Source organism: Afipia sp. GAS231 (assembly GCF_900103365.1).
In the GTDB taxonomy this organism is placed as follows: Bacteria; Pseudomonadota; Alphaproteobacteria; order Rhizobiales; family Xanthobacteraceae; genus Bradyrhizobium.
In genome coordinates this window covers 44,278-67,740 of sequence record NZ_LT629703.1, presented here as the reverse complement: position 1 = coordinate 67,740, position 23,463 = coordinate 44,278, and the positions used below count along the sequence as shown (strand labels likewise).

General features: G+C 63.4%; 22 protein-coding genes. 10 read left to right on the top strand and 12 right to left on the bottom strand.

The window, feature by feature from the left end; all coding sequences use genetic code 11:
- Window positions 1-72: 72 nt before the first annotated feature.
- Window positions 73-1,578 (bottom strand): class I adenylate-forming enzyme family protein, encoded by a 1,506-nt coding sequence (locus tag BLS26_RS00265; protein WP_092507392.1) that lies wholly within the window; start codon window positions 1,576-1,578, stop codon window positions 73-75.
- A gap of 18 nt (window positions 1,579-1,596) precedes the next feature.
- The gene (locus BLS26_RS00260) at window positions 1,597-3,429 is read right to left on the bottom strand and encodes an extracellular solute-binding protein (RefSeq protein ID WP_092507390.1); all 1,833 of its coding nucleotides are present in this window, start codon (window positions 3,427-3,429) and stop codon (window positions 1,597-1,599) included.
- Between the two features lie 255 nt (window positions 3,430-3,684).
- Here BLS26_RS00260 and BLS26_RS00255 point away from each other — a divergent pair, with 255 nt between their 5' ends.
- Window positions 3,685-4,515, top strand: coding sequence for an invasion associated locus B family protein (locus BLS26_RS00255; protein ID WP_092507388.1), 831 nt, complete (start codon window positions 3,685-3,687; stop codon window positions 4,513-4,515).
- Window positions 4,516-4,607: 92 nt separating this feature from the next.
- Here the strand turns inward: BLS26_RS00255 and hspQ are convergent, their stop codons facing one another.
- Window positions 4,608-4,940, bottom strand: coding sequence for a heat shock protein HspQ (gene hspQ, locus BLS26_RS00250; RefSeq protein ID WP_027537766.1), 333 nt, complete (start codon window positions 4,938-4,940; stop codon window positions 4,608-4,610).
- A 123-nt stretch (window positions 4,941-5,063) separates the two neighbouring features.
- Here hspQ and BLS26_RS00245 point away from each other — a divergent pair, with 123 nt between their 5' ends.
- Window positions 5,064-6,017, top strand: coding sequence for an AEC family transporter (locus BLS26_RS00245; protein WP_092507385.1), 954 nt, complete (start codon window positions 5,064-5,066; stop codon window positions 6,015-6,017).
- Window positions 6,018-6,029: 12 nt separating this feature from the next.
- On the opposite strand, the gene BLS26_RS00240 is transcribed toward BLS26_RS00245, so the two are convergent.
- Both BLS26_RS00240 and BLS26_RS00235 read right to left on the bottom strand, forming a co-directional pair.
- Window positions 6,030-6,452 (bottom strand): TfoX/Sxy family protein, encoded by a 423-nt coding sequence (locus BLS26_RS00240; RefSeq protein ID WP_092507383.1) that lies wholly within the window; start codon window positions 6,450-6,452, stop codon window positions 6,030-6,032.
- A 26-nt stretch (window positions 6,453-6,478) separates the two neighbouring features.
- Window positions 6,479-7,669, bottom strand: a complete 1,191-nt coding sequence (locus tag BLS26_RS00235; RefSeq protein ID WP_092507382.1) for a UbiH/UbiF family hydroxylase — start codon at window positions 7,667-7,669, stop codon at window positions 6,479-6,481.
- Between the two features lie 134 nt (window positions 7,670-7,803).
- On the opposite strand from BLS26_RS00235, the gene pcsA reads away from it, so the two are divergent.
- The 3 genes from pcsA to BLS26_RS00220 all read left to right on the top strand — a co-directional run bounded on the left by pcsA (window position 7,804) and on the right by BLS26_RS00220 (window position 10,325).
- On the top strand, window positions 7,804-8,538 hold the full coding sequence (gene pcsA, locus BLS26_RS00230; protein ID WP_092507380.1) for a phosphatidylcholine synthase: 735 nt from the start codon (window positions 7,804-7,806) through the stop codon (window positions 8,536-8,538).
- Window positions 8,535-9,260, top strand: a complete 726-nt coding sequence (locus BLS26_RS00225; RefSeq protein ID WP_092507379.1) for a TerC family protein — start codon at window positions 8,535-8,537, stop codon at window positions 9,258-9,260. The genes pcsA and BLS26_RS00225 overlap by 4 nt, the downstream gene beginning before the upstream one ends.
- A 90-nt stretch (window positions 9,261-9,350) precedes the next feature.
- Window positions 9,351-10,325, top strand: a complete 975-nt coding sequence (locus BLS26_RS00220) for a quinone oxidoreductase (protein WP_092507377.1) — start codon at window positions 9,351-9,353, stop codon at window positions 10,323-10,325.
- A gap of 98 nt (window positions 10,326-10,423) precedes the next feature.
- Here BLS26_RS00220 and BLS26_RS00215 read toward each other — a convergent pair whose 3' ends face one another.
- From BLS26_RS00215 to BLS26_RS00200, 4 genes are all read right to left on the bottom strand, one after another.
- A complete protein-coding gene (locus BLS26_RS00215; protein WP_092507375.1) occupies window positions 10,424-11,620 on the bottom strand; it encodes an acetylornithine transaminase in 1,197 nt (398 codons plus the stop codon).
- 264 nt (window positions 11,621-11,884) lie between these two features.
- Window positions 11,885-12,289: a PaaI family thioesterase gene (locus BLS26_RS00210; protein ID WP_092507373.1), complete on the bottom strand. Its 405-nt coding sequence runs from the start codon at window positions 12,287-12,289 to the stop codon at window positions 11,885-11,887.
- 16 nt (window positions 12,290-12,305) lie between these two features.
- Entirely contained in the window at window positions 12,306-13,631 is a 1,326-nt protein-coding gene (gene rimO, locus BLS26_RS00205; protein ID WP_092507371.1) for a 30S ribosomal protein S12 methylthiotransferase RimO, read from the bottom strand.
- Between the two features lie 59 nt (window positions 13,632-13,690).
- Window positions 13,691-14,590, bottom strand: a complete 900-nt coding sequence (locus tag BLS26_RS00200; protein ID WP_092507369.1) for a DUF4238 domain-containing protein — start codon at window positions 14,588-14,590, stop codon at window positions 13,691-13,693.
- 180 nt (window positions 14,591-14,770) lie between these two features.
- On the opposite strand from BLS26_RS00200, the gene BLS26_RS00195 reads away from it, so the two are divergent.
- From BLS26_RS00195 to BLS26_RS00175, 5 genes are all read left to right on the top strand, one after another.
- Window positions 14,771-15,361 (top strand): ANTAR domain-containing response regulator, encoded by a 591-nt coding sequence (locus BLS26_RS00195; RefSeq protein WP_092507367.1) that lies wholly within the window; start codon window positions 14,771-14,773, stop codon window positions 15,359-15,361.
- The gene (locus tag BLS26_RS00190; RefSeq protein ID WP_092507365.1) at window positions 15,358-16,527 is read left to right on the top strand and encodes a CmpA/NrtA family ABC transporter substrate-binding protein; all 1,170 of its coding nucleotides are present in this window, start codon (window positions 15,358-15,360) and stop codon (window positions 16,525-16,527) included. Before BLS26_RS00195 ends, BLS26_RS00190 begins: the two co-directional genes overlap by 4 nt.
- A 359-nt stretch (window positions 16,528-16,886) precedes the next feature.
- The gene (locus tag BLS26_RS00185) at window positions 16,887-18,665 is read left to right on the top strand and encodes a NirA family protein (RefSeq protein WP_092507363.1); all 1,779 of its coding nucleotides are present in this window, start codon (window positions 16,887-16,889) and stop codon (window positions 18,663-18,665) included.
- A complete protein-coding gene (locus BLS26_RS00180; protein WP_092507362.1) occupies window positions 18,662-20,257 on the top strand; it encodes a sulfite reductase subunit alpha in 1,596 nt (531 codons plus the stop codon). The genes BLS26_RS00185 and BLS26_RS00180 overlap by 4 nt, the downstream gene beginning before the upstream one ends.
- A gap of 230 nt (window positions 20,258-20,487) precedes the next feature.
- Window positions 20,488-20,640, top strand: a complete 153-nt coding sequence (locus tag BLS26_RS00175; RefSeq protein WP_172804513.1) for a hypothetical protein — start codon at window positions 20,488-20,490, stop codon at window positions 20,638-20,640.
- A 65-nt stretch (window positions 20,641-20,705) separates the two neighbouring features.
- Here the strand turns inward: BLS26_RS00175 and BLS26_RS00170 are convergent, their stop codons facing one another.
- Genes BLS26_RS00170 through pxpB form a run of 3 tightly spaced genes read right to left on the bottom strand, consistent with a single transcriptional unit; the run spans window position 20,706 to window position 23,286 of the window.
- On the bottom strand, window positions 20,706-21,476 hold the full coding sequence (locus BLS26_RS00170; protein WP_092507360.1) for a LamB/YcsF family protein: 771 nt from the start codon (window positions 21,474-21,476) through the stop codon (window positions 20,706-20,708).
- Between the two features lie 38 nt (window positions 21,477-21,514).
- Window positions 21,515-22,558 carry a biotin-dependent carboxyltransferase family protein gene (locus tag BLS26_RS00165; RefSeq protein WP_092507358.1) on the bottom strand — a complete coding sequence of 348 codons (1,044 nt, stop codon included), beginning with the start codon at window positions 22,556-22,558 and terminating at the stop codon, window positions 21,515-21,517.
- A complete protein-coding gene (pxpB, locus tag BLS26_RS00160; RefSeq protein WP_092507356.1) occupies window positions 22,555-23,286 on the bottom strand; it encodes a 5-oxoprolinase subunit PxpB in 732 nt (243 codons plus the stop codon). The genes BLS26_RS00165 and pxpB overlap by 4 nt, the downstream gene beginning before the upstream one ends.
- Between the last annotated feature and the right edge of the window lie 177 nt (window positions 23,287-23,463).

Genomic DNA, 23,463 nt, shown 5'->3' with positions numbered 1-23,463 from the left:
TCGGATGACGCGTGGAACGCGATCCTAGTTTGCCGGGCTTAATGGCGCGTCAACAGGTGCCCTTTCGGGGCCTCATGCCGAGTTGCTACGATCGCGAAATGCTTCGACCATCAATGGGTTAAGGCCGAGTTCCGCCAACGCGTCGCGGGCGCGGCCATTGTCGTGGGCGCGGCCGGCAAGCCGGTGGCCGCTGAGGCGGTCGGGAAGCGCGGTCAGCAGCGCGCCTTGTCCAAGCCGTCGGGCCCACTCCTGCAGGTCCTGCGCGAGGAAGCGGTAGCCGCCGACGGCCATGATGCCCGAGGGGGGGGCGGTGATGTTGATCGCGCCGGTCGCGCGGTCGAGCCGCGCGGCATAGTCGGTGTCGACGAAATCGCGCGGCGGCGGTGCAATCAGCGAGTCGCTTGGCGGAGGTGGCGGTGCATAGGCTGCGACCGGCACCATCGGACCGCGCAATCCGAGTGTTCCCCGCGGCGTCAGCAGGATCTCGCCCGCAATCGAGGTACCCGGCAGTTCGCGCGGCGCGCCGTGCGGGCCGGGCTTGATCCGGGCGGGTGAACCGTCCTCGGCGATCCGGCGTGCGCCGAACAACCCGGCCTCGCCGAACAGATAGATGTCGGTCAGCGTGGCCTGTTGCGCGGCCCAGTTCGCGCTGGAGGCGACCTGTTCGGGGGCGCGCCACAGCCCGATGACATTGCGCAGGCTCGGCATCCGCGCGGCGAGATCAAGTTCGTCCAGCCGCAACGCCAGTTGCGCCGGCACGATCAGGGTGTCGCAGGCATGCTCGTTGATTTCCTGCTCCAGCACGGCCTCGTCGAACGGGTGATGCAGCACCAGCGTTCCGCCTGACAGCAGCCACACCACCAGCGAGGAGGCGAGGCCGGCAAACGACATCGGCGCGAATGCCGACAGCACGGTGGCGCCCTGCGCCACGTCGCTTTCGAGCGACATCGCAAGGCCGCCCGCGATCAGGCTGAGATGCGCGCGCGGCACCGGACGGAAGCCGTCGGCGGTCACGTCGAAACTGATCAGCGCGGCCTTGCGCCCGTCCTGGATCACGGCGCGCGTGGTGGTGGATTGTCGGGTCATCGCATCGTCGAGCGAGAACATGCCCTCGGGCAGATCGGTGCCGAAGCCGCAGACATGACGGATCGAGAACGCCTCCGCCGCGGCGTTCATGGCGAGATCCGAGTAGAGGATACCGTCGACCCGGCTTGACGTGACGATGGCGCGGGCCGCGGTGCGATTGAGCGCCATGGTCAGTTCCGCTTGCCGCCACAGCAGCGGCAACACCGCGACCACGAGGCCGGCGCGATAGGCGGCGAGCACGGTGAGGGCGAACTCGACCGTGTTCGGCAATTGGACCGCGATCACGGAATTCGCCGGCAGACCGGATTCGATGAAATGGGCCGCCAGCGCCGAGATCATCCGGTCGGCCTGCGCAAAGGTAAGACGCCTCGGCGCTTCGCCGGTGATGCGCGGCTTGTTGGCCGGGTCCACCAGCGCGAGCGCGTGCGGCTGCCGCGACAGAACGCGCTTGAACAGCGTATCGAGGGTTGGCGAAGCGGTGGGCTGGGTCACGGCGTCACTTCAATGCAATCATTTCGGTTGCGGGTCGGGCTTCTGCCACCAGGTTTCCGGCAGATAGCCGGTCAAAGCAGTCTTCTCAGGTCTTTCTATCCGATTCCATCGCGCGATCCATTGCTCACCGGCGTTAAACAGCGGGATAGCGTAGAAGCCCGACATCAAGGTCCGGTCCAGCGCCCGCACCGCAGAGATGAAGGCCGGCCGTTCGCGCGCCTCGAGAAGGGCAGCGATCAGGGCGTCGATGGCCGGCTCCTTTGCGCCCATGTAGTTTCGCGTGCCCGGTATGTCGGCAGCCTGGCTGCCCCAATAGAACGATTGCTCGTTGCCGGGCGACAGCGACTGGTCCCAGCGGTTCTGCAGCATGTCGAACTCGTAGCCGAGCCGGCGCTGGTCGAATTGAACCGGATCGACCGCGCGCACGCCGGCCTCGATGCCGGCGCGCTTGAGGTCGCGGGTGTAGGCCAGCGCGATGCGTTCCTGATCGCGGGTGGTGACCAGGATCTCGAACGTAAGAGGCGCTTTGGTCGAACGCTGGCGCAGCACGGTGCCGTCGAGATCGTAGCCGGCTTTCGACAGCAGGTTGAGCGCGCTGCGCAGGGTCGTGCGATCGCGGCCCGAGCCGTCGGTGACGGGCAGGCGGTAGCTGCCGTCGAGAATGTCAGGCTGGATGTGCGAGGCGAACGGCTTGAGAAGTTCACGCTCGCGTTCGTCGGGGCTGCGGCCATAGGCGGATAGTTCCGAACCGGCAAAGAAGCCGGCCGAACGCGTATAGAGGCCGAAGAAGTAATTGCGGTTGATCCACTCGAAATCGAACAGCAGGGTCAGTGCCTGCCGCACCCGGATGTCTGAAAACACCGGACGCCGCGTGTTGAACACCAGGAATTCCGATGGCTGCGGCATGCCGGTCTTGATGGTGTCGCGGACCAAATCTCCGGTGCGGGCCGCGGGAAAATCATAGCCCTCGTGCCAGCGCAGCGGCTCGGTTTCGACGCGAAAATCATATAGCCCGCGCTTGAACGCCTCGAACTGGCCGTTGGACTCGCGATAGAAATCGAACCTGATCTCGTCGAAATTCCACAGGCCCCGATTGACCGGCAGGTCGCGGCCCCAATAGTCGGGGTTGCGCGTGAATGTGACGCTCGCGCCGGGTCTGACCGCGCTGACGCGGTAGGGGCCGGAGCCGACCGGTCCTGTCATCGTGGTCTCTTCGAAGGTGGCGGGATCGATGGCGTGCTTTGGCAATACCGGCATCAGGCCGAGGATCAGCGGCAGTTCGCGGTCATTGGCGCCGCCGAGCTCGAACCGCACCGTGAGCGGATCCGTCGCTTCGGCCTTGGTCACCTTGGAATAATACTGGCGGTGGTTGGGGCGGCCCTTGTCGCGCAGCAGCGCCCATGAAAACAGCACGTCATCGGCCGTAACGGGCTTGCCATCCGAGAAACGTGCGCGGGGGTCGAGATGGAACGTGACATAGCTTCGCGCATCGTCGGTCTCGACGCTGTTGGCCAGCAGGCCGTAGAGCGTGAAGGCTTCGTCGTTGCCGCGCGCCATCAGGCTCTCGACTACAAAGCCCCGGATCTGTTGAAGCGCGAGACCGCGGACGATCAGCGGGTTGAGGCTGTCGAAGGTGCCCGGCAGGCCCCAGACCAGCCGCCCGCCCTTCGGCGCATCGGGATTGGCGTAGGGCATATGCGTGAAATCCGCTGGCAGGGCCGGCGTGCCGTGCATGGCGATGCCGAAAGCTTCGGCAGCCCGCGCCGCGGGGACGGCGGCGATCGGCGACAGCACGAACACCAGCGCTACGCTGGCCGCAAAAGCTGAGTGGATCGGTCGAAAGTCGATCATCGCCACGCGCGGATATGATTCGGAAATGCACACAGTCAAGCTTTACCATAGCGCCGGCGTCCGCCGTGACGGACACCAAAGATGCCTGTCGGCATTGATCTTTTCGTCGGTCGCTGTATTGAAGGCGTGCAATTGGCGACGGCGGCAGGGCCTGTCACGTATCCGCCTCAATTGACTAGGAGACAGCCGCCCAAACGGCTAGGTGTCGGTGCCTGTGCGGTTTCGGGCGCTCCCGTTCAGAAAGGGTTTTCCGCAATGAATTTCCGTATCTTGGCCGCGTCGGTTCGGCCGCATGGGCGGGTTTTCGCCTTGTTGGCGGCGACGGCACTGTCCGCGACGCTGGTCGCTTCCGCCGTGCAGGCCCAGACGCCGGCCCCCGCGCCTGGCGCGCCCACGGCGGCTCCCAAAGCCAAGGCCGCCCCGAAAGCCGCTCCCAAGGCGCCCGCTCCGGCACCTGCGCCGGCCGCCCAACAGGCGCCGCCGCCGGCCGCTGGCGCGCCTGCCGCTGGTGCACAGCCTGCGGACCAGCAGGTTCAGCTGATTTATGCGCCCTGGACCAAGTTCTGCCTGAAGGGGCAGGATGCCGGCGCCAAGCAGGTTTGCTTTACCGGCAAGGACGGTCGCATCGAGTCCGGCCAGCCGGTCATTGCCGCCGTCATCATCGAGCCCGAAGGCGAGCCGAAGAAGATCCTGCGCGTGACGCTGCCGCTTGGCATGCAGCTCGTGCACGGAACCCGGATCATCGTCGACGCCAACGCGCCGCAGCAGAGCCCCTACGTGATCTGCTTCCAGAACGGTTGCATGTCCGACTATGAAGCAACGCCCGAGCTGATCGCCAACCTGAAGAAGGGCCAGACCCTCGTGGTCCAGGCGATCAATTCCAACGGCGCACCGCTGACGCTGCCGCTGCCGCTGGCCGGCGAATTCGCCAAGGCCTATGACGGCCCGCCGACCGATCCGAAGGTGTTCGAGGAAAACCAGAAGAAGCTGCAGGAAGAACTGCAGAAGCGGGCTGAAGAAGCGCGCAAGAAGCTGGAAGCCAACACGCCCGCGGGTGGGGCTCCTGCAAATCCGGCATCGAAGTAACGCTGGTCGCGAGACAAACAAAAAGGCGCCCGGGTGGGCGCCTTTTTAGTTGAGCCGAATGTTGGTTTTGCCGAACGATCGATTGGCCGGACTCAGTTGAGCGACGGATTGCGCGGGCGGTAGCCGCCCGATTTGTCCTTCACGAAAATCTCGGCGACCTGCGAATGACGGATCGGTTCGCCGGAATCGTCGGGCAGCAAATTCTGCTCGGAGACATAGGCGACGTATTCGGACTCCGAATTCTCGGCGAGCAGGTGATAGAACGGCTGGTCCTTGTGGGGCCGAACCTCCTCCGGGATCGACAACCACCATTCCTCGGTATTGTTGAATTCCGGATCGATGTCGAAAATCACGCCCCGGAACGAAAACACCCGGTGGCGGACGATCTGCCCGATCTGAAATTTGGCGGTGCGCGCTTTAATCATGTCTCGTCGAATAGACCATGATTGTGGCCGATGCTAGGGGCAAAAGGACGATTTAACCCTCACGCATGGTGGCCAGACCCGGCGCCATGGTCCCGGAATGACTGACGAAAAGACGTTTACGCGATGGCCGATATCCTCAACCTTGCGATTCCCTATTTCGGCCTGATCTTCATTGGATTCGCTTGCGGCAAAGGTAAGGGGTTGCCGGAAGCGGGCCTCGCCTGGATGAATTTCTTCCTGCTGTATGTCTCGCTGCCGGCATTGCTGTTTGGCATCATGTCGAAGACGCCGTTTTCGGAATTGAACAACCCGCCGTTCCTGATTGCGACCACGCTCGGCACCGTGACAGCGTTCATGCTGGCCATGGTGACAGGCCGGGTTGTCGGCGAGCTCTCGCTGCGCAAGGCCACGATGGCGGGGCTTGCCGGCGCCTACGGCAATATCGGTTATATGGGACCGGGTCTCGCGCTCGCGGTGCTCGGCGCCAAGGCGGCGGCGCCCACCGCGCTGATCTTCTGCTGCGACAGCATCTTCCTGTTTTCGATCGTGCCGCTGCTGATTGCGCTCACCGACCGCGATCATCCGTCGCCGTGGCACGCGATCGGCGTGGCGGCGCGGCAGATCGTGCTCAACCCGTTGATCATGTCGGCTGCCGCCGGCGCGCTGGCGGCAGCGCTGCACCTTGAATTGCCGGTCGCGATCGACAAGACGCTGCAGTTCCTGCAGAACGCCGCGGCGCCGACCGCATTGTTCGTGTTGGGAGTCACCGTCGCGTTGCGCCCGTTCGACCGCGTGCCCTGGGAAGTGCCCGGCGTGATCGCGATCAAGCTGTTGATCCATCCGTTGCTGGTGTTCGGATTGATGCTGCTGTTTGGGCCGTTCGCGCAGCCATGGGCGGCTACCGCCGTGCTGATGGCCTCATTGCCGCCGGCGCTCAACGTGTTCGTGATCGCCCGGCAGAACAACACCTGGATCGAGCCGGCGTCGGTTGCCGTGCTGATCGGAACGTTTGCGTCGGTGGTGACGCTGACCAGCGTGATGTGGTTCATCCAGACCGGACGGCTGGTGTTTCCGTAAACGGCGTGGAGTTTATCGACGCGCTGCCGGTCGGCGCTTGCCGGATTTGGAGATGGCCTCCCGCGGCTCGCTTTTGCGCTTTGGCACGGGGCGTTTTCGCTTCGCCGCGACCCGGTGCGCCGCGCCCATGGCTTCGTGCGCCCAGCTCACCAGCTCTTCGGGTTGATCGAATAGCCGCTCCGGCGCGCGCCAGAACGAGAGATCGATGGTTTCGCCGTTCTTTTCGTAGCTGAGCGGCGAAAACGACTCGGCCTCCCTAAAGGCCTCCCGGTTGTGGTCGTCGACCCGGAAGTAAAGCGTATCGTCGGTGACCATGGCGAACATCAGCCCGTCGCAGAAGACGCCGGTCTTGCCGAACATGCGCCGCATCGCGACGCGGCCCAACGGCGCGAGTTGCTCGCGCAGGAAATCGGCAAAGCTGTCGCTGGCGACCATCTCGCATCCCCAGTCCGGCGTTGCGCCTAGCTCACCCGTTTCCATGAGGGCGCCAGCCCTTCGCGCATCGCCAGTCGCCGCAAGGGGCCGAATGAGCTGAGCAGATGCAGGCCGGCCGCGCGCAGCGACTGCACGGCGATGAAGTCGCTGAGCAACGAGCGGTTGGCGATGTCGATCGCGATCGTGCGGCTGGCGACGTCGGCGCGCCTGGCTGATTGATAGCGTGCCAATACCTGCGGCGAACCGGGATCTTCGCCCAGCGACATCGCATTCCCTGCGATCTCGGCGAGATCGGCGGCGTCGCGCAGTCCCATGTTGAGGCCCTGTGCGCCGATCGGCGGCAGCACATGGGCGGATTCACCGACCAGCGCGACGCGATGGCTGGCGAATTGCTTCGGGCTCTCGATCGTCAGCGGAAAGACATTCCGTCCGGCCTCAACCTGAACGCGGCCGAGGATGGAGTGCGATTGCTTTTCGGCGGCCTCGGACAGTTCGTCGTCGCCGAGTGCCATCAGCCGTTCGGCCTCCTTCGTGGCCTGCACCCACACCACGCTGCAGCGGTTGCCGGGCAGCGGCACGAACACGCACGGGCCCTGCGGCGTGTGGAACTCGGTGGAGATGTTGTTGTGGGGATGCGAATGGGCGATGTTAAACGTCAGCGCCGACTGATGCAGGTCGCGCCTGATAACGTCGATGCCGGCGGCGGCGCGGGAAGGCGACTGCCGACCATCGGCGCCGACCACCAGCCGTGCCGTCAGAACCTGCCCCCGGCTGGTGCGGATCGTAACCGCCGCGTCATCAGGCTCGATCGCTGCGGCCTCGTCGTCGTGGCGTGTCAGGTTGGACAATTCGCCGGCGCGTTCCTCGAGTGCTGCTATCAGCGAACGGTTGTCGATGTTGTAGCCGAACTGTTCGAGCCCGATTTCCTTGGAGGAAAACCGCACCTCCGGCGCACGGATCAGCCGGCCGGTGTCGTCGACCAAGCGCATGGTCTGCAAGGTGGCGGCCTTGTCCCGGCAGCGCGGCCAGACCTCGAGGCGTTCGAGCAGGTCGGCGGACGCGCCAAGCAGCGCGGTGGTGCGATTGTCGGCATAGGGCGTGCGGCGGGCGAGCAGGGCGGTTCGTGCACCGGTCCCGGCCAGCGCAATGGCCGCGGTCAATCCCGCCGGACCGCCGCCGATCACAACGGTGTCATAAATTGGCGATGTATCGTTCATCCCGGGACAATTGACGTTCTCGAATGCATTTTCAAGGCGTTAACCGGCATAATTGTTTCCACTGGTTTGCGCGGCGGAACGCCGCAAGCGCGGATATGCAAATCACGGCGATTCCTGATAGCACTGCCCGGACAATGAACCAGATCAGTCAGCCCATTTCAGCCCCGGGATCGGCCCGGATGCGGCTCGCCGCATTCGGCGTGCATGTCTTCACGGCGCTGGGCGCCGGCTTTGCGCTGATCGCGATGCTGGAAGCCGTGCGCGAGCACTGGGCCAACATGTTCGGCTGGCTTGGCGTGGCACTGATCGTCGACGGCATCGACGGGCCGATCGCGCGCAAGCTCGATGTGGTGCGCTTGCAGCCGAACTGGTCGGGCGAGGTGCTCGACCTCGTCGTCGATTTCGTCACCTACGTCTTCGTTCCGGCCTATGCGATTACGGCGAGCGGGCTGCTGCTGCCGCTGGCGGCGCCGCTGCTCGGTATCGGCGTCGTGGTGTCAGGGGCGCTGTATTTCGCCGACAAGCGCATGAAGGTATCGGACAATCATTTTCGCGGCTTTCCGGCGTTGTGGAATGCGGCGGCGTTCTATCTGTTCCTGCTGCACTGGCCGCCGGTTTGGTCCAGCCTCGGCATCGCGGTCCTGATCGTATTGACGTTCGCGCCGTTTCACACGCTGCATCCGGTTCGCGTGGTGCGGCTGCGCTGGCTGACGCTGTGGCTGCTGGCGGTATGGGCCGGGCTCGCGATCTACACGCTGGCCTGTGATTTCAATGTCGGCGTTCCCATCACAGCCGGGCTCTGTTTCATCGCCGCCTATATCGTCGGCAGCGATGCCGTCATCAGGCGAATCAAGGCGTTCAAGGCATGATGGAATTACTGACCAGCGCGGAAGCGTGGGCGGCGTTGCTGACCCTGACGGCGCTGGAGATCGTGCTCGGGATCGACAACGTCATCTTCCTGTCGGTGATCGTCTCGCGGATTCCGGCAGCCCAGGCCAAGCGCGCCCGTCAGATCGGCCTGCTGCTGGCGCTGGTGTTCCGCATCATCCTGCTCAGCCTGCTGGTCTGGCTGATCGGCCTGACCGAGCCGGTTCTGACCGTGAAGAGCGTGGCGCTATCCTGGCGCGACATCATCCTGATCGGCGGCGGACTGTTCCTGATCGCCAAGGCGACCCACGAAATTCACGCCGAAGTCGAGGCGCGCGACGCGGAGCCCGAAGGCGCCGGCAAGGCCAGCGCGTTCTTCTGGGTGATCGTCCAGATCATCGTCATCGACATGGTGTTCTCGCTGGACTCGATCATCACCGCGATCGGCATGGCGCAGGATCTCGCAATCATGATCGCCGCCGTCGTGATCGCCTGCATCATTATGTATGTCTCGTCCGGCCCGGTGGCGCGGTTCGTGGCTGAACATCCGACCACGAAAATGCTGGCGCTGGCGTTTCTGGTGCTGATCGGCGTGGCGCTGGTGGCGGACGGATTCAAGTTCCACATTCCACGCGGTTACATCTACTTTGCCATCACGTTCTCGGCCACCGTCGAAATGTTCAATGTGCTCGTCAAGCGCAACCGTAAGAGGGCTGCCAATTAGCCGGCTTCGGCCGGCGAGTTGACAACGCAGCGGCGATGGCTTTCGCTTCGAAGGTCGGCGTTCAAGGAAATACCGAGGGAGAGAACCGTCATGACCAAGGCCGTGCGGGTGCACAAGGTGGGGGGCCCGGAAGCGCTCGTGTATGAGGACGTGGTGGTCGCGGCGCCCGGACCGGGCGAGGTTCGCATCCGCCAGCACGCCGTCGGCCTCAACTTCATCGACGTCTATTTCCGCACCGGCCTCTATAAGGCACCCAGCCTGCCGTTCATCGCCGGCAATGAGGCCGCGGGCGAAGTGATTGAGGTTGGACCAGGCGTCACCAATTTCCACCTCGGCGACCGCGTCGCCTACTATTTCAATCTCGGCGGCTACGCGTCCGAGCGGGTGATTCCCGCGGACAAACTCGTAAAGCTGCCCGACCACATCACTTACGAGCAGGGCGCCGTCCTGATGCTCAAGGGACTGACGGTCTGGTATCTCCTGCACAAGACCTTCAAGGTCGAGCCGCACCACCGCGTGCTGATCCATGCGGCGGCCGGCGGCATCGGCCTGCTCGCCTGCCAGTGGGCGCGCGCGATGGGGGCGCATGTCATCGGGACGGTCGGCTCCAAGGCCAAGGCCGATCTCGCGCTCGCCAATGGCTGCGACCATGTCATCCTCTACAACGAGGAAAATTTCGTCGACCGGGTCAAGCAGATCAGCCGCAACGAACTCTGCGACGTCGTCTATGACGGCGTCGGCAAGACCACGTTTCCGGGCTCGCTGTCCTGTCTCAAGCCACGCGGACTGTTCGTGAGTTTTGGCAACGCGTCGGGCCCGGTGCCGCCGTTCGCGCTCGCCGAACTCAACAACCACGGTTCGCTGTTCGCGACGCGGCCGAAGCTCAACGACTATGTCGGCACCCGCAAGGAATTGCTCGAAGGCGCCGACACGCTGTTCGCCGCCGTCATCAACGGCAAGCTCCATGTGCCGATCAATCACGCCTACGCGCTGAAGGATGCGGCGAAGGCGCATATCGAGCTCGAGGGCAGGGCGACCACGGGGGCCGCGATTTTAAGGCCGTAGGTTTGGGCAGGTCATTCCGGGGCGATGCGTAGCATCGAACCCGGAATCTCGAACTTCCGGGTCTGGTCCTTCGGACCATCCCGGAATGACGAACTCAACTACGCCACCATCCGCGCCGCACCCGCCTTGGTCAGGATCGTATCCAGACATCCGATCATGTCCGCGATCTCCTCCTTGGAGACATTGAGCGCCGGCATGAAGCGCAGCGCATCCGGCTGAGGCGAGTTCAACAGCACGCCCTCCGCAAACGCTTGTGCCACGATCGAGGCGCCGATCGGCAGCTTGAGATCGAGTGCCAGCAACAGGCCGCGGCCACGCACTTCGCCGAGACCATGCCGCGCCGACAACTTTTGCAACTCGCTTTCCAGAAATAGCCCGGCTTCGACAGCCGATTTCAAGAACGCCGGCGCGGCGACATGTTCGAGCACCGCCAGTCCCGCCGCGCACATCAGCGGATTGCCGTTAAACGTGCCACCCTGGTCGCCATGTTCGAAACAGGACGCATATTCGGTGGCCAGCAACGCCGCCAGCGGCACGCCACCGCCGATGCCTTTGCCGAGCGTCATGATGTCGGGCTCGATGCCGGCATGTTCGTAGTGAAACAGCTTGCCGGTCCGGCCCATGCCGGTCTGGATCTCGTCGACGATCAGCAGCAAGCCGCGCTCCTGGGTCAGCGCGCGCAACTGCCGCAGGAATTGATCGGTCGCCGCCCAGACGCCGGCTTCGCCCTGGATCGGCTCCAGCATCACGGCCACCGTCTTGGTCGATATCAGTCGCTTGACGGACTCGATATCGTTGAGCTGCGCCTTCGGGAAGCCTGACACCTTGGGTTCGAACAGCGGTTCGAACGCCTTCTTGCCCGATGCCGACATGGTCGCCAGCGTACGGCCGTGGAAGCCACCGACAAAGGTGATGATTTCATGCGCGCCGCCCTTGTAAAGCGTACCGAATTTGCGCGCCAGCTTGATCGCGCCTTCATTAGCTTCGGCGCCGGAATTGGCAAAGAACACCTGGTCGAAACAGCTGTTGGCGACCAGCGCATTGGCGAGTTTCAGGCTCGGTCCGTTGAAGAAGGCCGGGCTGGGGGTCAGCAGTTGCTTCGCCTGCGCTGCCAGCGCGTCGGCGACGATGGCCGGCGAGTGGCCGAGGCAATTGACGGCCCACCCCTGCATGAAATCGAGATAGCGCTTGCCGCTATCGTCCCAGAGATAGGCGCCGTCTCCCTTGACGAAGACGGTCGGCGGTCGCGCGGTGATGTTCATCAGCGCGTCATACGGATGGATGGCGTTGGTCATGTTGGTCTCCTGTCGAGGTCTGGTGAAGAGGCGGGCTTGAACGCAAGAAGGCCGCACTTTTTGGGTGCGGCCTTCTCGAAAAGTTGCTGATCTAGTTAATCAGCTGTCTCGTCGGACACGGCGCAACCCATCATCGTCGCTGGAGCGACGACGGAAAGATGCGCGGCGGTTGGTCCGGTTGAGGTTCATGGGCGAGGGCCATACAGCCGAACGGCTGATGATGTCAAGCGGCTTTGCAAGGTGACGGATCGTTTCGGGCTGATGTCAGGATACCTTGCGCTCGCGAAGGCGCAATTCGGCGCGGGCGGTTGCGACGACGATGCCGTTGCCGTCGGTGAGTTCACCCTGCACCTCGGCGTTGCGTTCGTCCTGGCGAATGAGGCGCGCGGTCGCCGTGATCGGGCCGAGCGCAGCCGGCTTCAGAAACTGCGTGTCGAGGCGGGTCGTGACCGCCGTCAAATGCGACGGTAATCTCGCCATCATCGCATTGCCGGTCGCGGAATCCAGCATCGCCGCCAGCATGCCACCTTGCACGGTGCCGTGGCGGTTGGCGAATTCCTCTTTCGCCGTGAATCGCAGTGTCACCTCGCCGGATTGTGGATCGACCGAAATGATTTCCCGACCGAGCAACTGGGCTGCGGGCGGAATTTCTTTCAGGTGATCGGACATCTGGATGAGACTACTTTCAGAATCCCGCGACGCTGCCGTGCAGATCGTATTGGTCGGCGCGTTCGATCTTGGCAGTGACGATTTCGCCGACTTTGAGTGGGCGACGGCTCGACAGATAGACCGAACCGTCGATCTGCGGCGCATCGGCCTTGGAGCGGCCTTTCGAGACGGTCGGACCGACCTCGTCGATGATGACCTGCTGCCGCGTGCCGACCTTGCGCTTGAGGCGCCGCGCGGAGATTTTCTGCTGCCGCGCCATCAGCGCGTTCCAGCGCTCCTGCTTGAGTTCGTCAGGCACCGGATTGCCGATCGCATTCGACGGCGCGCCCGCGACCGGCTCATACTTGAAGCAACCGAGACGATCGATCTCGGCCTCTTCCAGCCAGTCGAGAAGATACGCAAAATCGGAATCGGTCTCGCCGGGAAAACCGACGATGAAGGTCGAGCGCAGCGTCAGGTCGGGGCATTCCTCGCGCCACTTCTTGATCCGCGCCAGCGTCTTTTCCTGCGCGGCGGGGCGCTTCATCGCTTTCAGAACTTCCGGGCTCGCATGCTGGAACGGAATGTCGAGGTAGGGCAGAACCTTGCCTTCGGTCATCAGGCCGATGACCTCGTCGACATGCGGGTAGGGGTAGACATATTGCAGCCGTACCCAGGCGCCGAGCTCGCCGAGCTCCTTGGCGAGATCGAAGAATTTGGCGCGGACCTGGCGGTCTTTCCACGGGCTCTCGGCATATTTGATATCGACGCCGTAGGCCGAGGTATCCTGCGAGATAACGAGCAGTTCCTTGACGCCGGCGGTGACCAGCTTTTCCGCTTCGCGCAGCACGTCACCCGCCGGGCGTGACACCAGGTCGCCGCGCAGTTTCGGAATGATGCAGAAGCTGCAGCGGTTGTTGCAGCCCTCGGAAATCTTCAAATAGGCGTAGTGCCTGGGCGTCAGCTTGATGCCCTGCGGCGGCACCAGGTCGAGATGCGGGTTGTGGACCGGCGGCAGCGCGCGGTGCACGGCCTCCAGCACGCTCTCATATTGCTGCGGACCCGTGATCGAGAGCACGCCGGGATAGGCCGCCTCGATCTGCTCGGGTTCGGCGCCCATGCAGCCGGTGACGATGACCTTGCCGTTCTCGGCCATGGCCTCGCCGATGGCGCCGAGCGATTCCTGCTTGGCGCTGTCGAGGAAGCCGCAGGTGTTGACGATGACGATGTCGGCGCCGTCATGCTTGCGTGCGAGCTCATAGCCTTCGGCGCGCAGCCGCGTGATGATGCGCTCGGAATCCACCAGCGCCTTGGGGCATCCCAGCGATACAAAGCTGACTTTGGGCGCGGCGGCCTGTTGCATGTCACATCTGCCTGATTGATAGGCACGAGCTAGTCCTATTTTCTCGCAATTACAAGGCTTTATCCCTTCATCAGGCTCTCCATCAGCCTTGGCTGCGGCGCTTTTCCGAAATGATTCTGCACAAAGCGAAATTGTTTGTCGTCGACACCGTAGACAAACCTAGTGGCGCTCTCGACAATTTGCCGGTTAACCTCTTTCACTAGCTTTAGCTGGCCTACTTTAAGGAGCTGCTTTAGGAAATCGGTGTCGGCTGACGCAATGAAGAGCAGCCTTGGACCTATAGGAAGAGCAATATGCCCCTCGGGCCTTTTGAGGTTCCTGGTTCGCATGATGGGGCGGTCTGAGGTCAGCAATGTCGGGGCGTCGGCCGGTGTCTGCAGCACGCGCCAATACATGTTGTTCATTTCTTGGCCGATTTCCCCATGGTCGATCAGCTTGAGCAGAACCTTGAATTGATACCGCTCTTTCAAACTCAATGGCTGACGATCGAGGAATTCTGCAAACGTGTCTGGGTCGCCGTCTTTCCGCGCACCTCGATACTTCGCCTCGGCAGCTTCATCGGTTTGACCAAAATCTCCGTGCCACCGTTCCCGAAACAGAGCGATATCTTCGGGGCAACGCAGTAGCAGTGAAAGGATGAAGCGCGTCCATGCGGATCGACTGTCGGCGTCCCAAGGAGCGTTGTGGCCATAGCGCTCGAGCATATCGAGCGCGTTAGATGCCCAAGTGTCGAGAGGCTTGAAGAAGCTTTCCTCGATCTGCTGTGCAAGCTCTGGCTCGTAGCCCTTCAGCTCATACAGCCTTTCTTGATAACCAGTCCTCTCGGGTACGATCGGCTTAACGACGATGTCGTGATACGGCTTGGTGAATTCGATTACCTTGCCATCAGAACCAAGCCAACGCCTCAAGTAGAAGGCAGGGATGTAATGATGCTTGGTTGGAGGATTTGCAGCGTTCATGCTGGGAATATATTGGCCGGCCGCGCGCTAAGAGCATCCTAGGTGAGAAAGTTGTGCGTTGGACGTTTGCGACTTGCGGGAAGCAGGTTTCCCCGAGCTAGTCCCAATTGCTCATAATTACAAGGCTTTGCGGCCGGCCTTGACGTGCTATGGATGCCCGACCGGGTAAAGAGTTGATCGATGAGCGCTGAGTCGTCACCGAAGATCGTCATAGTCGACGAAAGCCCGATCCGCGCGGCCATCCTGGAAGAGGGGTTGCGGGAGGCGGGCTTTACCGGCGTCGTCCATATCCGCGAAATGCAGAGCCTTTTGGCGCGCATTTACGCGCTCGATCCTGATGTCATCCTGATCGACCTCGAAAACCCCAGCCGCGACGTTCTGGAACAGATGTTCCAGGTCAGCCGCGCGGTTCGGCGGCCGATTGCCATGTTCGTCGACCAGAGCGATGCGGCCTCGATCCAGGCCTCCGTCGATGCCGGCGTTTCCGCCTATATCGTCGACGGCCTGAAGAAGGAGCGGATCAAGCCGATCCTCGACCTCTGCATCTCCCGCTTCAATGCGTTCTCGAAGCTGCAGGACGAACTCGACCGCACCAAATCCGCGCTCGAGGAACGCAAGGTGATCGATCGCGCCAAGGGAATCCTGATGAAGGTGAAGGGCCTCACCGAGGACGAGGCCTATGTGCTGATGCGCTCCACCGCGATGCGCGAGAAAAAGAAGATCGGCGAGATCGCGCAGTCGATCCTGACCGCGTCGGAGTTGCTGAAATGACCACACCGCTCCACATCGGCTTCATTCCGCTGGTTGACGCCTCCGCGCTGATTATCGCCGTCGACAAGGGGTTTGCCGCGGCCGAAGGGCTCGATGTCACGTTGGTGCGGGAAGTGTCGTGGTCCAACGTCCGCGACAAGCTCAACATCGGCCTGTTCGATGCCGCGCATCTGCTGGCGCCGGTGGCGATTGCCTCGAGCCTCGGGCTCGGGCACGTCAAGGTTCCCATTGTGGCGCCGTTCAATCTCGGGCTGAACGGCAATGCCATTACGGTATCGCCGGCGCTGCACGCGGCGATCATGGGCGAACTCGAGGGTGAGGCCACAAATCCGATGGCGACCGCGCTGGCGCTGTCCCGGGTCGTCGCCAAACGGCGCGCCAGCGGTGCGGAGCCGCTGACCTTCGGCATGACATTCCCGTTCTCCACCCATAACTACCAGCTTCGTTTCTGGATGGCCGCGGGCGGGGTCGATCCCGATGAGGACGTTCGCCTCGTGGTGCTGCCGCCGCCCTACATGGTGGACAGCCTCGCCAATGGACATGTCGACGCGTTCTGCGTCGGCGCGCCCTGGAACTCGGTCGCCGTCGATCTCGGCATCGGTCACATCCTGCATTTTGTGTCCGATATCCTGCAGCGTGCCGTGGAGAAGGTGCTCGCGGTTCGGCAGAGCTGGTCGGAAAAGAATCCGGAGGTGCTGGCAGCCCTGATCCGGGCGGCCGCGCGCGCCGCTGTATTCATCGAGCAGCCTGAAAACCGCGCCGAGGCCGCGCGCATCCTGGCGCAGCCGGAGCGGATTGGGGTCGATGCGGAAGTGATCCAACGGACCCTCGACGGCCGCCTGAAGGTTTCGCCCGACGGCGCGCGGCGCGAGAGCAGCCGTTATCTCCTGGTCGGACGCGAGGGCGCGGCCCGGCCGGATCCGGTGCAGGCTGCCTGGCTCTACGCCCAGATGGTGCGATGGGGGCAGACCGCGATGCGCCCGGAGGCGCTGAAGACCGCGATGGACGTGTTCCGGCCGGATCTCTACGACACCGCCATGGGGCAGCAACAGGCGAAAGCGGCCGGCCCCTCGGACGCTGTCGGCGCGTTTGCCGGGCCTGCCTTTGACCCGGCCGACATCGCCGGGCATCTGGCGGCGTTCAAGATCGGCCACTGGAAGCCGTAACGCCTGATCTCTTCTTCTGATAAGAAATTGGGCGTCGAGCATAGTTGCCTAATTTATGCGCATATTGCTTGCATACAGCAATGAATTTGTCTTCATTGTTTCCCAAGCCATCCCATAACCATCTGAAATAACTGCGTATTCAAATCGACTCAGTGTGGCACGCAACTTGTATGTTGCAGTGCAGCCAGACGTCGGAGAAGCCGGCTGGCCTACGTCCAAGATGGATTTTCGCAGCAACGAAGCTGGTCGGATCGTCTCCCGGAAATGGCCCAGCGTAACCGCTGAGCCGGGTTCGAAGCGGTCGCCCCACCAACTTCGTTCTGCCACCGATCGTGGCCGCAGGAGCTTCGTCGCGCACCATGAAAATCGAAACACTTTCAGTCGACTTTTCGGACGAGCAGAAGCGCTATCTCGAAGGCTTCACCACGGGCTTGCAGATCAGCCGCGTTGGGCGTGGTCTCGGCGGCGGCAGCAAGGCGAACGCCGAGCCGACCGGACCGGAAGCCGCGCATATCAAGGCCCAGGACAAGGTCGTTGCAGCGGGCAAGAAGCTCGCCGACATGGAGAAGGTAAAGCGCGAAGAGCATCCGTTCGATGCCTATCCGCGGTTACGGCAGCAGGCGCTCGACGACAAGCCGCCGTCGCCTGCGGATAATTTTCGCTGGCGCTATTACGGCCTGTTCTACGTCGCGCCGGCGCAAGACTCCTACATGTGCCGGTTGCGGATTCCGAACGGGATCGTGAAGCACTGGCAGTTCGCGGGCCTCGCCGATCTCGCCGAACAGCTTTGCGGGCCGTTCTGTCACGTCACCACGCGCGCCAATTTGCAGGTGCGCGAGATACCCTTCAAGAATTCGGCGGCGTTGATCGAGGGTATTCAGGACCTCGGCCTGTGCTCGCGCGGCTCCGGCGCCGACAACATCCGCAACGTCACGGGCACGCCGACGGCGGGGATCGATCCGCAGGAAATACTCGACACCCGCGCCTATGCCCGCGAGTGGCACTACCACATCCTCAACGATCGCTCGCTGACGGGATTGCCGCGCAAGTTCAATGTCGCCTTCGACGGCGCCGGCAAGATCGCGGTGCTGGAAGACACCAACGACATCGCGTTTTCGGCTGTCGAGGTGAAGGACGGTTTCGGCGTCGAGCCCGGCGTCTGGTTTCGCCTCGGCCTCGGCGGCATCACCGGTCACCGCGATTTCGCCAAATACGGCGACATCATCGTCAAGCCGGCCGACGCAACCAAAGTGTCGGACGCGATCGTCCGCGCCTATATCGACACCGGCGACCGCACCAACCGGCAGAAGTCGCGCCTGAAGTATGTCCTCGACGCGATGGGGCACGACAAGTTTCTCGAACTGGTCGAAGCGCGGCTCGGGCAGGCCTTTACGCGGGTGCCGGCGGAAGCGTTGGCGCCGCGACCGGCGTTCGACCGCATGGCCCATATCGGCGTTCACATGCAGAAGCAGCAAGGCCTGAACTGGATCGGCGTCGCGCTGCCGCTCGGCAAGGTTACCTGCGAGCAGATGCGCGGATTGGCCAAGATTGCGCAGGACCTCGGCGACGGCGATATCCGTCTGACGGTCTGGCAGAACCTGCTGATCCCTGGCGTGCGCGACGAAAATGTCGAACTCGCGATCGCGGCGATCAAGGCGGTTGGTTTGGCGGTCGAGGCCTCGCAGATTCGTGCCGGCCTGATCGCCTGCACCGGCAATGCCGGCTGCAAGTTCGCGGCGTCCAATACCAAGCTGCACGCCGCCGCAATCGGCGACTGGTGCGAGCCGCGGGTCAATATCGAGACGCCGCTCAACATCCATCTCACCGGTTGCCACCATTCCTGCGCCCAGCACTACATCAGCGATATCGGGTTGATCGGGGCGCGGGTGCCAGTCGGCGAGGAGGACACCGTCGAAGGGTATCATCTGTTCGCAGGCGGCGGCTTCGGTCCCAACGCGGATGTCGGGCAGGAGGTCTTCCACGATCTCAAGGCCGAGGATGCGCCGCAGGCGGTCGAGCGGCTGCTGAAAGCGTATCTCGCACATCGCTCATCGCCCGATGAAACCTTCCTTTCGTTTGCGCGCCGCCATGACGGCGAGACGCTGCGCAGGCTCGCCGATGCCGAGGTGTCCTCATGAACCAGATCACGCCCCCGCCGAAGATCGAGATCATTCCGGGCAGCGCGCCGTTTTCGGAAGCGCAGCGGTCATGGCTGAACGGCTTCTTTGCCGGCCTGTTGTCGGACGCACCGACGCCGTTGTCGGCCGAAGAGGGTGCCGCCGTCATGGCCGGCGGCGATGGCGACGACGGCGAAGCGCCCTGGCACGACCAGACCATGCCGATCGCCGATCGCATGAAGCTCGCCGAAGGCCGCCCGTTGCGACGAAAGTTCATGGCGGCGATGGCGCAGCAGGATTGCGGCCAGTGCGGCTACGACTGCCATAACTATTCCGAAGCGATCGCCAGCAAGAGCGAAGCGCGCCTCAATCTCTGCGTCCCCGGCGGCAAGGAAACCGCGCGGATGCTGAAGTCGCTCTATGAGGAGATCGACAAAGCGCCACCATCGCCGTCGTCGGCAACGGCAGCCGCGCCCGTGGCACCGGCCGTGGTCGCGGAAGCGGGACGCTCGCGAGACAATCCGGCGCCGGCAAAATTCCTGTCGCGCCGGTTGCTGAACGGCAAGGGTTCGGAAAAGGAAACCTGGCATATTGAATTTGACTTGTCCGGCTGCGGACTCGATTACGTCGTCGGAGATTCCTTCGGCATCTTTGCCCGCAACGATCTCGGCCTGGTGGACCAGGTCATCGCGCTGCTCGGCGCGTCGCATACCACGGCGGTGAGGGGCAAGACATTGCGCGAGGTCTTGCTCGACGATGTCTCGTTGTCTCCGGCGCCGGACTCGCTGTTCGAGCTGATCTCGTACCTCACCGGCGGCGCGCTGCGCGAGAAGGCGCGCGCGCTGGCGCAAGGCGAAGACCCCGATGGCGACGCCGCCACGCTGGACGTGATGGCGGTGTTGCAGAAGTTTTCGCGCGTCCGTCCGCACCCCGAGGCCTTTGTCGAGGCGCTGGAACCTCTGCAGCCCAGGCTTTATTCGATCTCGTCGTCGCACAATGCGACACCGGGAAAGCTGTCGCTGACGGTCGACTGCGTGCGTTACGTGATCAACAAGCGCCAGCGTCTCGGACTTGCATCGACATTCCTTTCGGAGCGGATCAATCCGGGCGACGAACTCAAGGTCTACGTCCAGAAGGCCCATGGCTTCGCGCTGCCGGAAGATACGAAGACGCCGATCATCATGGTCGGTCCGGGCACCGGCATTGCGCCGTTCCGCGCCTTCCTGCACGACCGCCGCGCCACCGGGGCGCCCGGCAAGAACTGGTTGTTCTTCGGCCACCAGCGCAGCGACTGCGATTTCTTCTATGCCGACGAACTGAATGGGATGAAGACCTCAGGTCTATTGACCCGATTGTCGCTGGCGTGGTCGCGCGACGGCGACAAGAAGTTCTACGTCCAGGATCGCATGCGCGAGGTCGGCCGCGAGGTCTGGACGTGGCTCGCCGAAGGCGCCCACGTCTACATCTGCGGCGATGCCAAGCGGATGGCCAAGGACGTCGAGCGGGCGCTGGTCGACATCGTCGCCCAGTTCGGCGCACGCTCGACCGACGAGGCCATCCTGTTTGTCGCGGACCTGAAGAAGAGGGGCCGGTTCCAGCAGGACGTGTACTAGCGCGTAGCGCTTTCGGGCGAAGCGGTCCCCATTCACCCGCCAAAATAGTAAATTCGGGTTCCGATTAGCTCAAATCGGCCCGAATAAAATTCTCACGGGAATCCCGACCGGAGAATTTTCATCCGAAAAGCGAGTCCGGGGAAGCATCCGCATCGCTATTTTTCCGGCCGGCTTGAATCCGGGCGCAAACGATATTCCATATGCATCCCATGCTGCGTTGGAGATCCACCATGCGCGAAATATCGGCGGAAGCCCGCCTGCACCTGTATGCGCGCTCGCTGTCGCGAAAGACCGGAACCGGATTTCACACCGCCGCGCTGTACAGCGCGCTTGCGGTCATCGCAGCCGTCGTGTTCGGCACGTTTTCGGTACATCCGTTCTAGGGATTGGTGGTCTATATCTGACGCGTTTTCTTTGCGCGGACCGGATCCAACTTCGCTCGAAAACGCTACGCGCCCGTCCTGAACGGCGCCACCTTGATCCCGGCTTTATCCAATGCCTGACGAACCCCGCGGGCGATCTCGACCGCGGTCGGGTTGTCGCCATGGATGCAGACCGTGTCGGTGCGCATCTTGATGACCTTGCCGGTAACCGAGACCACGGCACCGTCCTGCACCATCCGCACCACCCGATCGGCAATTTCCCTGGCGTCGTGCAGCACGGCGCCGGGCTTCTTGCGCGAGACCAGATTGCCGTTGTCCTCGTAGGCGCGGTCGGCGAATACCTCGTGCACCATCGGCAGATTGGCCGCTTCGCCGGCCGTCACCAGTTTTGAGTTGGCCAGCACCACGAAGATCAGATTGGGATCGACCGCCTTGATGGCGTTGGCGATGGCCCGTGCCGTCATGTCGTCCTCGCAGGCGACGTTGGAGATGGCGCCGTGCGCCTTGACGTGGGTCACCTTGTGGCCGGCCGCGGTTGCGATCGCCTGCAAGGCGCCGATCTGGTAGGCGATCAGGTTCTCGATCTCGGACGACGTCAGACCCGGCACCGGTCGCCGGCCGAAACCATGCAGATCGCGATAGCCGGGGTGCGCGCCGACGCTGACGCCGCGCGCTTTCGCCAGTTCGACCGTTTTGCGCATGATGTCGGCATCGCCGGCATGAAAGCCGCAGGCGACGTTGACCGATGTCGCGAGTTCGATCATGGCGGCATCATTGCCCATTTCCCACGGGCCAAAGCTTTCGCCGAGATCGCAATTGAGGTCGATCGTTGTCATGATGTCCGTCCGCTTTTCTTCTCTGGATGCTGTGGCGGCTAGTCCGGCCCCGTTATCTCGGCCTGCCAGGTACCGGCGTCGATCGCGCTGACGGCATAGCCTGCGACATTGGCATCGTGCAGCGCGTCGAGGTTGAGATCAACGCTTTCGATGGCACGCAGCCGGTCCGGCAGGGAGCGCAGCAGCTCGGCAAACCTGCGCGCTTCGGCGTGGGCCTCGGCCATGCTGACCGCCTGGAAGCGAAACGGCCGCCCGGCCGGGGTCTGCGCGAACCGGCCGAAATCGGCTGATATCACGGTCGCGATCTTGGGATAGCCGCCGCTGGTGCCGCGGTCCGGCATCAGCACGATCGGCTGGCCATTGCCGGGCACCTGCAGGCTGCCGTTCACGGTGCCGTCGGAAACGATGTTGTGGCCGTGCAGATGTTTGAGAACAGGGCCTTCGAGCCGGTAACCCATGCGGTCGCTGGTAGCCGATATCTTCCACTCGCTGTCGACGAACAGCTTCTTGGTGTCGTCGGCGAATTCGTCGTCCTGCGGTCCCCACACCACCCGGATCGGCGCGTCCGATGTGGCCGGCAGTTCGATCCGCCGCTCGGCCGCGCCGCTGGCGGCCTTGGTCTGCAATTCGTCGCCCGACTGCAGCGGACGCGGATAGGGGCTGCCGAGGCCGGCGCGCGCGTTGACGGCAAGACTGCCGAAGGTCGGCTCGCCGGCAATGCTGCCTTCGATGGCGAGGTAGCTGAACGAACCGCTGCGGGCAAAGCCGAGCGTCAGCGTTTCGCCATCGGCCAGCGTCGCGGACGTATCCGGCGCCACCGGGCGCCCGGCGATATCGGCATTTCGTGAGGCACCGGCGAGTGCGATCCGGACCGCGCTGCCGCGCGCCGTAAGCGCCGCCCCGAACGGGCCGATTTCGACGCAGGCGGCAAATGGCGCGTTTCCGACCAGCGTATTCGCCGTCGCCAGCGCCAGGCGATCCATCGCGCCGCTCGGCACCAGGCCATAGCGCTGGGAGCCGGGACGTCCGTTGTCCTGGATCGAGCTTGCCGGACCGATCGATGCGATGACGAGCTTGCTCATGAGGCCAATAACTCGGCAATGAATTCGCCGGCATCAGCAGCGCGATCCTGCTCCGCGAAGGTTTTGGCGTCGACAGCGGCAAAGGTAATTTGGTCGCCCGGCTCCAAGAGGAAGATCGGATCGCGGTGGAGCTGATAGGTGCGGACCGCGGTTTGTCCGAGCAGATGCCAGCCGCTGGGCCCGGCGAGGCATTGCACGCCGGTTTGCACGCCGCCGATGGAAATCGTGCCGGCGGGGGTGAGCAGCCGCGGGTTCTGACGTCGCGGCAGGTGCAGGAAATCCGCCAGCCCGCTGAGGTAGGACCAGCCCGGCGTAAAGCCGATCATCGCGACGCGGTAGTGGCCGGCCGTGTGCCGTGCCACGATGTCGTCGGGCGTGGTGTCGAGGGTTTTTGCAACATCCTCGAGGTCGATGCCATGCTCGCCGCCATAGACGACGGGAATGCGCCAGCGTCGGGCCGCCGCTGTCTCCGGAACAGGCCGTTGTGCGAGCGCCAGAAGTTTTTCGCCGAGATCGTCGAAACCGACCTGCAGGGGATCGTAATGCACCAGCAGCGACCGGTAGGTCGGCACGGCCTCGGTCACGCCGGCGATCGGCTCGGCTGCCAACGCGCGGTCGAGCGCCAGCACCCGCTGGTTGGCGGCATCGTCGATGGTGCGGCTGAATTCCACCGTGATGGCGCTGTCGCCACTGGGCAAAAGGCGGGGCGGGGATAGCGGCGCGGCCATGGCCTCGTAACTGCCTCGTAGCTTCTGGGCGAGAGCCAACCTGTAGCGTGTTTTGCGGCGAAGTGGAATTCGCTTCGTGCGAAATCAGCCTGCAAGTTCAATAAATTAATCTGCATTGCGTCGATAAGATGTTGTGATCGGCGCATATCCAGCAGACCCTTGACGCGATGCTCGCGC